The organism is Paenibacillus doosanensis (assembly GCF_025060755.1).
GTDB lineage: Bacteria > Bacillota > Bacilli > Paenibacillales > NBRC-103111 > Paenibacillus_S > Paenibacillus_S doosanensis.
The window spans coordinates 13208-27997 of record NZ_JANYUY010000027.1 but is presented as its reverse complement, the minus strand read 5'-3'; the positions used below and the strand labels follow the sequence as shown (position 1 = coordinate 27997).

The following is a 14790-nucleotide window of genomic DNA, read 5'->3' as shown; positions in this document are numbered from 1 at the left end:
ATGAGCGACAGATCCGTTCACATCGTTCTCGATTCGTTTCTTCCGCTGCTGCAGGCCGGCATCGCCTACACGGTTCCGCTCACGCTGATTTCGTTTGCGCTCGGCATCGCGCTGGCGTTCGTCACTGCGCTCGTCCGGATTATCGGAAAGGGGCCGCTGGACTGGCTGGCGCGGTTCTATGTGTGGATCATAAGGGGGACGCCTTTATTGGTCCAGCTTTTCATCATATTTTACGGCTTGCCGTCCATCGGTCTTACGATTGATGCCTTTACCGCGGCGGTCATCGGATTTTCGATCAGCGTAGGAGCATACGGCTCGGAAATTTTCCGGGCGGCGATCCGCTCGATTCAGAAGGGGCAATGGGAGGCCGCCTATTCCATCGGAATGACCCGCTGGCAGGCGCTGCGCAGAGTGATCGTGCCCCAAGCGATCCGGGTGTCGATTCCGCCGCTGTCCAATTCATTCATCAGCCTGGTCAAGGATACGTCTCTCGCCGCTACCGTGACCGTAACGGAGCTGTTCCAGAAAGCGCAGCAAATTACGGCGGTCGTCTACGAGCCGCTCCTGCTGTACTCCGAAGCGGCGGTCGTCTACCTTCTTTTCAGTACGATTTTATCGGCGCTGCAAAGCAGGCTGGAGAAGCGCTACGACCGATTCGTCGCCCATTAGAAGGGAAGTCAACTATGATTGAGATCGTTAATCTAACCAAGTCGTTCGGCTCGTCCGAAGTGATCCGCGGCGTCGATTTGTCTGTGAAGCAAGGGGAGGTGCTCGTCATTATCGGCCCTTCCGGTTCCGGGAAATCGACGCTGCTGCGCTGTATCAATGTACTGGAAATTCCTACCGGCGGCAGGTTGACCGTAGGAGGAAGCTCTCTTGAATTTCAGGAGCGCAGGAAGCCGAAGCCGTCGCAATTATTGGAGATTCGCAGAAAAACCGGCATGGTCTTTCAAGCCTATCATTTATTCCCCCATCGGACGGTTTTGCAAAATGTGATGGAAGGCCCGGTTACCGTGCAGAAGAAAAAGAAGGGCGAGGCGCGCGCCGCGGCAATGACTTTATTGCAAAAGGTAGGGCTGGAGCAAAAAGCGGACAGCTATCCGCACAGTTTGTCCGGCGGACAGCAGCAGCGGGTCAGTATTGCCAGAGCTATGGCGATGGACCCGGACGTGCTGTTGTTCGACGAGCCGACATCGGCGCTTGATCCCGAACTGGTCGGGGAAGTGCTCAAGGTCATCAAGCAGTTGGCCGTCGAAGGGATGACGATGGTTATCGTCACTCATGAGATGAAGTTCGCCAGAGAAGTGGCGGATCGGGTGATCCTGCTCGCCGACGGCGTTATTGTAGAAGAAGGCCCGCCGGAGCAATTGTTCAGCCGGCCGAAGCACGAAAGAACCGTGCAATTTTTGTCTTTAACGTACAGGGAGATGTAATTGGCCCAACAACCCAAAGAATCTGACTTTAACTTGTGAAGAATGGCGGTAAGAGATAGGCGACGATGTCAGTTTGTTGAGCGATTGTTTAGTAAAAAACATTTGAATCTATAATTGACTCCTTGCTGTGCCGGATGCTATGCTTGGGCTGCATAGGTGCAGCGGACGTGCGATAATAAAATCCGTTGTTTTGTAAGCGATTACCTATGCGCTGATCCGGAAGTTCCGATTACTAAACTTTGTATTTTGTTTAGCAGCTTCGACGGTTACAGCTTCTATTCAAAAGGAGGGTTTACATGAGGAAGAAATGGTTGAGTTCTTTAGGGTTATGCTTGCTCGCGGGATCGATGACGAGCGCCTGCTCGCAGCAGGACGGAGAATCGTCCGCCGTTGCGAAGACGGAAGCGGATCAGCCGGTGGAGCTGTTCTTTTATTCGGGAGGCGGGGATACGACGGAGGCGTTCGATGCCCGCTTCGGGGATGCCATTCGCCGGAAGTTCCCCGGCTATGACATTAAGTACATACCTGTTGACCCTAACAATCGGATTCAGCAGCTGGTTACGGCAGGACAGCGGATTGATCTGTACTATGGTTCGATCGGCGTATTCAATGAATCGATCACCGCGGGATTACAGCTGGATTTGACCGATCTTCTCAAAAAGCATAATGTGGATTTGAACGCTCTGGAGCCAACGCTGCTTGAAGCGGCCAAGACGGTTTCGGACGGCAAGCTGTACGGGCTTCCGGTGTTTAACAATATGATGGTAACTTATTATAATAAAGCGTTGTTCCAGCGGTTCGGTGTTCCTTTTCCTACAGACGGCATGACATGGCAGCAGACGCTGGAGCTTGCCCGAAAGCTGACGCGCAATGACGGCGGCAAGCAGTATACGGGGCTTGTCGTATCCCCGACCCATGTGCTGCGGATGAACCAGTTTTCGCTGCCGTACGTTGATCCCAAGAACGAGAGAGCGACGATTAACAGCGATTTGTGGAAAAAAATGTATGAAACTTACTACACGGAGCCGGCAAGAGATCAGGTATACAAGGATCGAATCGCGGCCTTAAATAATAAACTCCCTTACAAGGACGATTTTTTGAAGGAACAGAGCCTTGCCATGTTCGTCTATTTATCCGATCTGCAGTCCATTTTGCCTGCGGAGATGGCTAATCTGGATTGGGATATCGTATCGATGCCTGTGTTCGAGGACCAGCCGGAGGTCGGATCGCAGCCTTATCCTACATTAATGAGCGTAACGAATATGGCGAAAAATAAGGACGCGGCGATGGAGGTTTTGAAATTCCTGGTATCGGAGGAGTATCAGACCTATGCGGCGCAAAACGCCACTGTCCCCGTCCTGCAAAGCGCCGCCGTGCAAAATGCGCTGGGTCAAAGCGCGGCCTTTAAAGATAAAAATCTTAAAGCGATTTTCTACAATAAGCTTGCTCCGTTATCGGCCAAAAGCAAGTACGATAATGCCGTCGAGAAGGCTTATACGAAGCCGCTGGTGGACATTTCGACCGGTAAGCTCGATTTGAATTCGGCGCTGCGAACCGCGGAAGAGGAAGCTAATCTTGCCATTGCTCAAGAAAAGGCGAAGTAGCGGCGCTTGAAAAAACAGGAACAACACCCGATTCGTTTCGCGCAGGCGAAGCTGACGGGTGTTGTTTATCGTTGCGTGCCCAAAAGATCGCTGGCAAGAAGCGGGAAATTGAAACATAACCTGAACATAAGCGTATTACCAAGTAACGACATAACCCAAGGGAGGTTGACTTCATGGATGCAGAAGTAAGCAAAAGCCCGAAACGAACGAATATCAGCTTCGTTATTTCCAGCCTGCTGATAGCTTTTATCGTCGTCGTCGCCGGTTTGAACAGCTTTGCTTCCGTACAATACGGACATGTGGGACTGTACAAAACGTTCGGCAAGCTCAACGACGAGATTCTCGGACCGGGCATACATCTGAAGATGCCGTTCGTACAGACGGTCATTCAAGTCAATACGCAGGTCACGAAAGCGGAAACCGATACCTCGGCCTCATCCAAAGATTTGCAGCCCGTATCGACTCATGTCGCGGTAAACTATTCGGTGAATAAGGAAGCGGCGTTTAATCTGATGAACAATATCGGCGGTTCCTTCGATACGGTCATTATTTCTCCGGCCATTCAGGAAATTGTCAAAGAAGTGACGGCCCGATACCCGGCCGAAGATTTGATCGCCAAGCGCGACGTCGTCGCAGGGGAAATCAGCGACCATTTGACTAAGCGGCTTGCCAAGTACGATCTCATCGTCAACGACATCAACATCGTCAATTTCAAATTTTCCGATGCGTTCAATCAATCGATCGAAGCGAAGCAGGTTGCCCAGCAGCAGGCGCTTAAGGCGGAGAACGACCTGAAGCGGATCGAGATCGAAGCGAAGCAGAAGGTGGCTCAAGCGCAGGCGGAGGCCGAAGCCTTGAAGCTGAAGAAGCAGGAGATTACGCCGGATCTGGTCCAATTGAAGCAGATCGAGGTTCAGGAGAAGGCGCTTGAGAAGTGGGACGGCCGCCTCCCGACCGTAACCGGCGGAGCGACGCCGTTCATAGACCTGGATTCTCTTGGGAATAAATAGGAGGGCGGCGGAATTCGGGCAAATCCCGCCGCGATCGGCAGTTTCAATGCAATGACGCCTCTGAAGCGCAGGCGTAAGGCTGCTCCGTCATCAATATTCGGCGGAGCAGCTTTTTCATTGTTAAGCTTCAGAGCATCACGTCGCTTTTGGGGATTTGTTCAGTCCGGCCGACAGGCGACGGCATGCAGCAATCGGTGAATGCCAAGCGGCGAATTTTTCCCGGTAAAGCCGAGGCTTTTTAATCATGCAGAGAGGGGACTTTTCAAATGAGCAGGATTCTGTTATTATTTAATAGTAATAATTACTATTAAAGAGGTGCGTAAATGGCAACGGAAGCGCTAAGCGACAAAATTCCCGTCACGGTATTGAGCGGTTACTTGGGCGCAGGCAAGACGACGGTTTTGAATCATGTACTTCATAACCGTCAAGGGCTTAAGGTAGCAGTCATCGTGAACGATCTAAGCGAGGTCAATATCGACGCCGGGTTAGTGCGCGACGGGGGAGGACTCAGCCGGACGGAAGAGAAGCTGGTGGAGATGTCGAACGGCTGCATTTGCTGCACGCTGCGCGACGATCTGCTGGAGGAAGTCGAACGGCTGGCCAAGGAAAAGCGGTTTGACTATATTTTGATCGAATCGACCGGAATCGGCGAGCCGCTGCCCGTCGCCCAGACGTTTACGTATGTGGATGAAGAGAACGGGATCGACTTATCCCGGCTAACCCGGCTCGATTGTATGGTCACAGTCGTCGACGCCTATCATTTCTGGCATGATTACCTCACCCGCGAAAGCTTGAAGGACCGCGGGCAGGAAGCGGGAGAAGGCGATACGCGAAGCGTCGTTCGCCTGCTGATCGATCAGATCGAATTTTGCGATGTGCTGATCGTCAACAAATGCGACATGGTGTCCGAGGAGGAGCTGGAAAAGCTGGAGACGGCGCTGCGCGGGCTGCAGCCTAAGGCCAAGCTAATCCGTGCCGTGAACGGAAACGTCGATCCGAAGGAGATACTGAACACGCGCCGCTTCAACTTCGAGGAAGCAAGCCGCTCGGCCGGCTGGATTCAGGAGCTGCAGAAGGAACATACCCCGGAGACCGAGGAATACGGCATCGCCTCCTTCGTCTATACGCGCAAAATCCCGTTCCATCCGAAGCGGCTGCTGAAATGGCTTTCGCGATGGCCCGCGTCCGTCGTTCGTTCCAAAGGCTTGATGTGGATTGCGACGCGCAACAAGACCGCCATTTCCTTCAGCCAAGCCGGCGTATCCCGGCAGCTGGCGCCCGCCGGTGTGTGGGTTGCGGCGTTAACCGAGGAGGAGCGGCGCGCCTATTTCGGCAGCGAGGTTCCCAAATCGGCGGATTGGGACGAGACGTGGGGCGATCGGGTGACGAAGCTGGTTTTTATCGGGGTGGATATGAACCGGGACGACATCATCCGGACGTTGGACGAGGCGCTGCTGACGCCGGAGGAGATGAACGGCAATTGGAGCAAGCTTGAAGATCCGCTCCCGGCCTTTCGTTAATTACATAAAAGGAGATGAATGATCATGAGAGTAACTGTTACGCTGGCTTGCACGGAAACGGGAGACCGCAATTATACGACGACGAAAAATAAGAAGACGCAACCGGGCCGGTTGGAGCTGCGAAAGTATTGCCCGCGCTTGAAACGGCACACTTTGCATCGGGAAACCCGCTAATATCGATATACAACGCAACGAATCCGCTTTTGTGCCAAAAGCGGATTTTTTTGCGCGTCAAGGACCGGCACATTGTAATACTTCCGCCATGTTCGTCAAGCCCCGCATCGGCGATAATAGCATTTGTAAGCAACGGCGAAGGCCATATTCTTACAATTTGAAGTGCGAGGGGCAGAGGCACCAGGGCTTGGATTTCAGACAATCCGGCAGTGCTTGCGTCAGGTTGACGCTGGTATACTGTGCGCTCTTGCCGCCGTGCTTCCTGCTGATGAAGGGGTTCAACTCTTATTGAAAAAGTTAACAGTGACCGGCACAGGGAATCTCTCATGGCTTAGACAGCATACTGCGTGTAAGGCTATGCAATCCGTGGATACCGGATCGGGGACCGTGCGGACGGCGGATGATCGGCGGCAGGCTGGCGGCAGCGGGAGCAAGTTCGGCCCGCTCGCCCGGCCTCCATGCATCCGGTTGCTCAAAGCCCAGGCGTCCCCGTCCTTAAACGGGATTCCGCCCGAACGCGCGGTGAGATTCCTATGTTCAGGTCGACTAAGGAGGATGTCATGAATTTGAAAAAATGGATCTGGACGACGATAACGGTTCAAAACGACGAACGCGGTTTGCTGTTTCGCGACGGAAGCTATATTAAGCCGCTAATGCCCGGTACCTACCGGCTGCGGCCTTTTTCCAAAGAGCGGGTAACGATTCTCGGCGTAACGCAGCCGTTCGCCGTTCCGGGCAAGGATGTGCGGCTGTTTCTGCACGACAGCGTTCTGCTGGAGGAGCTGGACGTTATCCGGGTAGCCGACCATGAATATGTGCTGCATTACGAGGACGGCAATTTCGCCGGTCTGCTGACGGCGGGCACTTACGCGTTCTGGAATGTGCTGAAGAAGCATGAGTATATTCGCGTCGATACGCGCGCGCCCGAGCTGCCGGATACGATAGAAGCATCGATTTTGCCAAAGCTGTCCGCTTACTATCAAGCGTTCGAGGTCGCAAGTCACGAGACGGGCGCCTTATTTTATAACAACCGGATGATACGGGAGCTTGCGCCAGGAAAATATTATTTCTGGAAAGGGCCGGTATCCGTGCAGGTTCAGACCGTCGATCTCCGCCAGCAGCAGATGGATATGACCGGACAGGAGATAATGACCGAGGATAAAGTGACCTTGCGGCTTAATTTCGTATGCCAATACCGGATCGTAGATCCGCTGCGTCTGCTGCAGATCAAGTCGTTTCAGGAACAGCTGTACATTCAGCTGCAGCTGATTTTGCGCGAATATGTAGGCAGCTTGAAGCTGGACGATCTGCTGAAGATGAAGCAGGAGATCGCCGCTTACGTGCTGACGCGTCTGAACGGCAAGAGCGAGGAGTACGGAGTCCAGTTTTTGTCCGCCGGGCTTAAGGATATTGTGCTTCCCGGTGATATTAAGGATATTTTGAACACGGTGCTTCTGGCGGAGAAGAAAGCGCAGGCGAACCTGATTACGCGCCGGGAGGAGATCGCTTCTACCCGCAGCCTGCTGAATACGGCGAAGCTGATGGACGAGAATCAGACGCTGTTTAGGCTGAAGGAGCTTGAATTTCTGGAAAAAATTTGCGACAAGATCGGGAGCATTTCGCTGACGGAGGGAGGCAACTTACTGGAGCAATTAAACTCGCTGCTGGGTGAAAAGACCCCTGGAAAAGGCGCATGAAAAACGCCGGGCGACGGTCTTTCAAAGATGTCCGGACCGCGTTAAAAAGGATCGAGAGCCGTAGACGGCCGTCTATGGCTTTTTGGCATGGAGAACAAGCTGCGGCGCATTAGGGAAGAAACGCCATTTCTTTTCACCGTTCGCCAAAAAACAAGCCGCAATTCGACTGACTTTTACATAACGTTTTTTTATGATGAAATGTAAGCGCAATCTATGCAGGGTCGGGTGATCGAATTGAATGTCAAAAAGCTGCTGCTAATGCCTTCCGGGGTATTTAGGCGATTTCTTGTATCCTATGTTTTGATTCTTCTCATTCCTTTGTGCACGGGGCTCATCTCGTACTTGACTTCGGTGAATATCATCAAAGCGAATGCGTTCGAAGCGTCGGACATGATGCTGAACCAGAGCAAGGATGTGCTCGAGCATCGGATGAAGGAAGTGGAGGCGTTCGCCAGGCAGGTTGCGTTGAACCAAAATTTGAATTACTTGCTGAGCGAGACGAGCCCGGACCCGGCGCAGCAAAACATTTACGGCATGTGGAAGGCGTGGAGGGACCTTGCGCCCTACAGCTTGACCAATAATTTTATGCTGGACTTCTACATCTATTTAAACGATTCGAAAATTATCGTCTCCGCGGACGGCGCCTACGTTCGTCCGGACGATTATTATGAGCTGCACCGGCTGGACGTTCGAGCGGTGGCGCGATACGTATTTGCAACAGGCGCAAAATCGGACCGTGCTGCCTTCGCATGCATACAGCCGCGCCGGGCGCGATATGCATGTCATTACTTATTTGCAATCGCTGACGCTCGAAAGCGCGGCGTCGACGAAAGGCACGCTGGTCGTTCATATCGACGAGAATCAGATCAACAGCCTGCTGCGCAGCATTACGGATCAATACGGCGGCTGGGCGTATATCGTCGACCGCGACGGCCGGAGCATCACATCGCTGGGGCTGGATGCTGCGCAATCGGAGCGCCCGAAGTATGCGAGCGGGCAATATATCGAGCGCGATCATCTGATCATCGCCGCCTTATCCGATTATAACGGCTGGACGTATGTCGTTGGCTTGCCGCAGCATATCGTGATGAAAAAAGCGATCTATATCGAGAAGATTACGCTGCTGCTCGTCGTCCCGACGCTGCTCTTCGGCCTGTTGATCGCCTTGTTGTTTGCGTACCGCAACAGCGCGCCGAATGAACGCTTTTATTTATGACGACGATACGACGTATTTCATCATGAAGGACGGCAAGGTAGATATGGCGGCGAATAAGCCGGAATGGAAGCAAGGGCTTGCTTACGCTCGTTCGCTCGTCAAGGACGGCTTGATCGATACGGGAGCGTTTACCCAAAACAGCGATGCTTACAAGCAGCTCGGCGACAAGGCCGACGCCCAGCTCCTCGGAGCCGGCGCGGCGATGCATCCCGGCATTTTCGTCACGACGGGCACGGAGCGGGATAAGGACTACAATCCGCTGCCGCCGCTCACCGGCCCGGGAGGGGCGCATAATACGCTGTGGAGATACGGCGACGTCGCCGGGGCGACCTTCGCGATTACGAATAAGGCAAGCGAGGACAAACAGATTGCCGCGATGAAGCTGATCGATTATTTATTCTCCGAGGAAGGGACGACGCTCGGATACTTCGGCGAGAAAGGAGTCAGCTGGAAGGATGCGGGGCCGGACGACGAAGGGCTGGGCGTGAAGGGCAAAATTACGCCGATTGCGCAGGCGCCGAATTCGCCGCCGCTGAACAACAAGTGGGGAGCGCTGGCCCAGTATTACAATACGGCGGAATACCGCGCCACCTGGACGGCGGCCAAAGATATTTACACTGCGGAAGGCTACGAGCGGCGGTTGTTCGAAGCGACGAAGCTCTATGAGGGCAACCAGCCGAAGGAAGTATACCCTTACTGGTCGGTGTGGGTGGATACGGCGGTAGCGGATGAAGCGGCGATGCTGCGGCAGAACATAACGGACTATATCGAGCAAAATATGCTTCAATTCGTTACCGGCACGAAGGATCTGGACAAAGATTGGGACGCCTACGTGAGCGGCTTCAACAACTTGAATTTGCCGCGGTATTTGCAAATTTATCAGGAAGCGTACGATAAATCGATGAAATAGTCTTAATAAATGCCGCAAAAAAGGAGGGAAACGAAGTGGCGCAATGGCTGGAGCAATGCCATATCGCATGGGATACTCCGAGCAGACACTCGGGCGAGAGCATGCCGGTGGGCGGTCACGATATCGGTTTGAACGTATGGGTAGAAGGGGAGGAGCTGCTCTTTTATATGGACCGCAGCGGCAGCTTCGATGAAAACAACCAGATGCTGAAGCTCGGGAGAGTGCGGCTGCGGCTGCATCCGAGCCCGTTCGGAGAAGGCTGCGGCTTTCGCCAGGAGCTGAAGCTCAGAGAAGGATACGCGGAAATTACCGGCACGGCGGCGGACGGCGGGCAAACCCGCATTGAAGTGTGGGTGGACGTTCACCAGCCGGTCGTCCACGTCGAGGTATACGGGGATCAGCCGACGCTGCTGGAAGCCGTGTATGAGAACTGGCGGCTCCAGGAGCGCGAGGTGCCGAAGGACCGGCGCATGTCGGCGCTCAGCACCGTCGGTTATCCGGGGACGGTTACGACGAAGCCGGATCAGGTCGCATTTGACGGAGAGGGCGTCTTGTTTTTCCATCGGAACCGCTCGGAGGAGCTGTTCTTCGATAAGGTGGTGCGGCTGGAAGGTCTCGGAGAGGTGGAGCGGCAGCTGTGGAATCCGCAGAAGAATTTGACCTTCGGCGGCATGATGACGGGAAGCGGCTGCAAGCCCTCAGGCGTCGAGGAGGGCAGCTATATCCGGACGCCGTATCGCGGGTGGAGGCTGGAGAGCAAGCGGGCTGAGAACAATCACCGGGTGGCGGTATACTTGCATACTTCGCAGGCGGACAGCGAAGAGGAGTGGAGGCGGGAGCTGGATCGCTTGATCCGCCATGCGGAGAAGGACATAGTCCGGGCCAAGGCCGATTCCCGCGAATGGTGGAGAGCCTACTGGGAGCGCAGCTACATCCATATCCGCCCGGAGCGGCCCGACGCGGACGATCCGGTATGGCAGACGGGGCGGAATTATCAGTTGTTCCGCTACATGCTGGGCTGCAACGCCTTCGGAACGTATCCGACCAAATTCAACGGCGGGTTGTTCACCGTCGATCCCTGCTTCGTTCTAAGCGGCGACGACAGCTGGCAGAGCGAGTCGGCGGATTTCCGCCGGTGGGGCGGCGGCAGCTTCACGGCGCAAAATCAGCGGCTCGTCTATTGGCCGATGCTGAAGAGCGGCGACGGCGATCTGATGAAGCCGCAGTTCGACTTCTATCTCCGGGCGCTGCCCAATGCGGAGCTTAGGACCAAGGTGTATTGGGGACACGAGGGCTGCTCGTTCACCGAGCAGTTGGAGAACTTCGGCCTGCCCATCGGTTGGGGATGGGGGTGGCCGGACAGCCACGACCGGATTCATTGCCGGAAGCCGTTCATGGACCCGACCGAGCAAGTAGCTCCATGGATCAAATATTTGTATTTGAATCAGCTGGAGTTTTCCTTCATGATCATGAAATTCCGCGAATATTCCGGCGCGGATATTCGCGAGTACATGCCGTTGATCGAAAGCTCCATCCGGTTCTTCGACGAGCATTACCAATATATGTATTCGCTTGAAACGACCCGCAGACTCGATGAGCAAGGTAAGCTCGTCCTGTTCCCGTCCACCGCTTGCGAGACGTATAAGCTGGCGCTGAATCCGGCGGATCTGGTCGCCGCTTTGACCGCCGCCGTGAGCGCCGTGCTGGAGCTTCCCGGGGAATGGCTCGACGGGAGCGAGCGCGGCGGCTCCCGAGCCTATTACCGCGAATTGCTGCAGCGGCTCCCGGAGCTGCCGTACCGGTACATCGGCGGCCGCAAGACGATTGCCCCCGCGCAGAGCTGGAACGGAATCCTGAACGTCGAGATTCCGCAGCTGTATCCCGTCTTTCCTTACGAGCTGTATGGAATCGGCAGAGGGGAGCTGCAGGTGGCTATCGACACCTGGCGGTACGGCGTCGATACGCCGGAGCAGAAAAACCATATCAGCTGGCATCAGGATAACATTTTCTGCGCGAGAATGGGTTTGACCGAAGAAGCGGCCGCCATTGCCGTGAAGAAGCTGGCGGACGGTCCGCTGCGCTTCCCGGCCTTCTGGGGGCCGGGCCATGACTGGCTGCCCGATCATAACTGGGGCGGCAGCGGCATGATCGGACTGCAGGATATGCTGCTGCAAACCTCGGGGGATACGATCTATTTGCTGCCGGCTTGGCCGCGGGGGTGGGATGTCGATTTCAAGCTCCACGCCCCGGGGCAAACGGTCGTTCAAGGGCAAGTGCGCGGAGGGAAGCTCGCCGGCTGGTCGGTGACGCCGGAGGCGCGAAGCGGCGACGTCGTGAATATGTGGGAGACGGAGGGCGGCGCGGACGCCGCGGGGTAGAACTTAACATCACATAGGGATCGAACCGGCAATCGCCGCGTTTCTTGCTTGAACAGCAGGAGGCGCGGCGATATTTGCTTTGTGGGGGGCGTTTTACACTTCGGGCGGAAATAAGGTACAATGGGCTTCGTACTTGCACAAAAGCTTTGCAGTCATCTGCATAATACCGGGAGGCATCGCAAATTGTGAACGGGAACATTCCGAATATTTTGGTCTACCATACGAGCGAAGCGGACAAATATGCCGATTTTCTTAGAGAACGCGGCGTCGCTTCCGTGCAAACGGCATCGACGCCGGAGGCGGCGCTGGAGCTGCTGCCTGGCACCGACTGCATCATGGCATGGCGCTTTCCGACGGAGCTGCTGTCGAGACCGGAGGCGGCTTCCGTCCGCTGGATACAGTCGATAGGAGCAGGCATCGAGGATCTCGTATCCGATCCCGCGATACCGCGCCATATCGCGATCACAAGAATCGTCGATCAATTCGGCGGCTTGATCGCGGAATATGTATTCGCCTATTTGCTTCTGATCGGCAAAGAGCTGCCGCGCATGATGAAGGCGCAGTCCGAGCGCCGGTGGTCGCCTTTTCGCGTCGATGCTCTGCAGGGCAAAGTGATCGGCGTCGCCGGGCTCGGGTCCATCGGCTCGGAAATCGTGCGCAAAGCACGCGCCTTCGACATGACCGTCTACGGTCTGAGCTTTAGCGGCGCGCGGGCATCCCTCGTGGATCGGCATTTTGACGGAGCGCAGTGGTTGTCTTTCGTTAAGGAGCTCGATTATTTGGTGCTTACGCTGCCGTTGACGGAGCAGACGAGACAGGCGGTCGATCGCCGCATTTTGCACGCCATGAAGCCGGAGGCAAGTCTGGTCAACGTCGGTCGCGGGCCGCTCGTCTCCGAGCCGGATCTTATAGAAGCGATGACGGAAGGACGGCTTCGCGCCGCCGTGCTGGATGTGTTTGACCGGGAACCGCTCGCCCCGGACCATCCGTTCTGGGGATTGCCTAACGTCTATGTCACTCCGCATTTGTCGGGCCAAAGCAAGTTTGACGCAGTCGGGCAATTTTTTATGGACAACTTGCGGCTATTTGCGGCCGGCGAGCCGCTTCGGGGAATCGTAAACCGGGAGCGGGGCTATTGAGCTAGAGTCTGAGGGAGACAGAAGCGCCGACAGGCCGATGATCGGGTGATCCGGCCGCGGCTTGTCCGCCGCTGGCAGCGCAGGGAACGGGCGGAGGCTTCGCCTTCGTGCCAAAGTTTGCCGACGGGTTTGTTTATCGATTTCCGGGCAATGCCAGCTCAAGTTTACATAATTATAATTATGTAAACTTGAATCTCCCCTGGAAGTATGGTGAAAAACGAGCGAAGGGGCCATTTGAATCCGGAAAAGCGTCAGCGGTCGCCTAAGAAAAACGGATTGGAGGATCAAATGGGCGCCGCCGCAGACTTTTTTTCCATCACGTTTCTAGGTAACCGGGGAGGACAGCGGCCGGAATATCCTCAGTGAGCTTGGGGCAGCCTCCGCCTCTAGTTAATTAGCCCTAGTAGAACGCTGGAGGTCCTATGCTGTCAAATAAGATCAAAACGATGCGAAAATGAGAAAATATACACTTTAGATGGAAGGTTGTTCCTGCTATAGTATACATAATGCGACATCGAATCCAATGAATGAGGTACATGGATGAAACGAACATTTCTCAAGGCAGCCATAATAACCATTTTGGCGATGAATTGGATCGGTACGGTTCCGGCGCAAGCCCAGCCGAATCTTGCCGGCAGCGCAAAAGTGGCTGCAACTACGCTAAATGTCCGCAGTCAGCCCGATGCCGGCTCCAAGGTCGTCGGAACCTTATCGAACAATACGGTCGTCGCCATATCCGATGAAGCCTACGGCTGGATCAAAGTGAAATCCGGCAATATGAGCGGATGGGTAGCAGGTCAATATTTAATTAAGCAGACGGGAAGCACGGCGGCCAATCCAAGCGGTAAATCCGGCTCCGTCACAACGGCCTCGGGCAGCTCCGGCAACGCCAATGTCCTTGTCGACTCCCTGTATATGCGCAAAGGTCCGGGTACGGAGCATACGGCGCTGGGCGTCTTGTCTCAGGGCGACAAGCTGCAGGTGATGGAACGCAATCAGGATTGGGTTAAGGTGAAGGCCGCGAACGGCCTGAACGGCTGGGTGTTCGGCAAATACATAGGAAGCCAGCCCGCCAAAACGGCGGCGCAGCAGCTGGGATCTTCTTCGAAAGGGCTGCAGGGCAAAGTCATCGTTATCGACCCCGGACACGGGGGCAACGATAACGGCGTGATCGGCAAGAAATATGCATCCAGCGAAAAAACGCTGAACCTCAAGACGTCGCTTTACTTGGCGGACAAGCTGAGGTCGGCGGGGGCGCAAGCGATTTTAACGCGCACGAGCGACAAGGAGAAGCCTGAACTAAGCAAACGGGTCGTCATTAGCGAATCCAAGCATGCCGACGCTTTTATAAGCATTCATTATAATTCTTCTCCGAAACCGGTCAGCGGAACGTTAACCTTCTACTACTCGAAAACAAAGGATATGCCGCTGGCGAGAAAGATCGAGTCTCGGCTGGATCAGTCGCTGGAATTAAAAAGCAACGGCATCTCCTTCGGCGATTATCATGTGCTTAGGGAAAACGCCCGGCCGTCGGCGCTCGTCGAGCTCGGGTTTCTATCGAACGCCAAGGATGAGGGCGTCGTCCGCACCTCGGCTTATCAGCAAAAAGCCGCGGAGGCCATCGTGAGCGGGCTGAAGGATTATTTTAACAGCATGTAAAATAGAAGCAAACAAATAAGCCGCGCCTTGGGGATTCCCTAAGACTGCGG

At 55.0% G+C, this 14790-nt stretch carries 12 protein-coding genes; all 12 read left to right on the top strand.

Going from position 1 to position 14790, the window contains the following annotated elements:
• On the top strand, positions 1-669 hold the full coding sequence (locus tag N0M98_RS19195) for an amino acid ABC transporter permease (RefSeq protein ID WP_249863177.1): 669 nt from the start codon (positions 1-3) through the stop codon (positions 667-669).
• Between the two features lie 14 nt (positions 670-683).
• Positions 684-1433: an amino acid ABC transporter ATP-binding protein gene (locus N0M98_RS19190; RefSeq protein ID WP_249863178.1), complete on the top strand. Its 750-nt coding sequence runs from the start codon at positions 684-686 to the stop codon at positions 1431-1433.
• A gap of 296 nt (positions 1434-1729) precedes the next feature.
• Positions 1730-3037 (top strand): ABC transporter substrate-binding protein, encoded by a 1308-nt coding sequence (locus N0M98_RS19185; protein ID WP_259618867.1) that lies wholly within the window; start codon positions 1730-1732, stop codon positions 3035-3037.
• A 173-nt stretch (positions 3038-3210) separates the two neighbouring features.
• Positions 3211-4047 carry a prohibitin family protein gene (locus N0M98_RS19180; protein WP_249863181.1) on the top strand — a complete coding sequence of 279 codons (837 nt, stop codon included), beginning with the start codon at positions 3211-3213 and terminating at the stop codon, positions 4045-4047.
• Positions 4048-4370: 323 nt separating this feature from the next.
• Positions 4371-5567, top strand: coding sequence for a GTP-binding protein (locus tag N0M98_RS19175; RefSeq protein ID WP_259618866.1), 1197 nt, complete (start codon positions 4371-4373; stop codon positions 5565-5567).
• Between the two features lie 24 nt (positions 5568-5591).
• Entirely contained in the window at positions 5592-5741 is a 150-nt protein-coding gene (gene rpmG, locus N0M98_RS19170) for a 50S ribosomal protein L33 (protein ID WP_259618865.1), read from the top strand.
• Between the two features lie 578 nt (positions 5742-6319).
• Complete coding sequence (locus N0M98_RS19165) at positions 6320-7438, top strand: slipin family protein (RefSeq protein WP_259618901.1); 1119 nt, start codon at positions 6320-6322, stop codon at positions 7436-7438.
• 667 nt (positions 7439-8105) lie between these two features.
• Positions 8106-8654, top strand: coding sequence for a cache domain-containing protein (locus N0M98_RS19160; protein ID WP_259618864.1), 549 nt, complete (start codon positions 8106-8108; stop codon positions 8652-8654).
• A complete protein-coding gene (locus tag N0M98_RS19155) occupies positions 8635-9564 on the top strand; it encodes a type 2 periplasmic-binding domain-containing protein (RefSeq protein WP_259618863.1) in 930 nt (309 codons plus the stop codon). The genes N0M98_RS19160 and N0M98_RS19155 overlap by 20 nt, the downstream gene beginning before the upstream one ends.
• Positions 9565-9599: 35 nt before the next feature.
• Positions 9600-11942: a DUF5703 domain-containing protein gene (locus tag N0M98_RS19150; protein WP_259618862.1), complete on the top strand. Its 2343-nt coding sequence runs from the start codon at positions 9600-9602 to the stop codon at positions 11940-11942.
• A gap of 185 nt (positions 11943-12127) precedes the next feature.
• Entirely contained in the window at positions 12128-13081 is a 954-nt protein-coding gene (locus N0M98_RS19145; protein ID WP_259618861.1) for a D-2-hydroxyacid dehydrogenase, read from the top strand.
• A gap of 540 nt (positions 13082-13621) precedes the next feature.
• Positions 13622-14740, top strand: coding sequence for an N-acetylmuramoyl-L-alanine amidase family protein (locus tag N0M98_RS19140; protein ID WP_259618860.1), 1119 nt, complete (start codon positions 13622-13624; stop codon positions 14738-14740).
• The last annotated feature ends 50 nt before the right edge of the window (positions 14741-14790 follow it).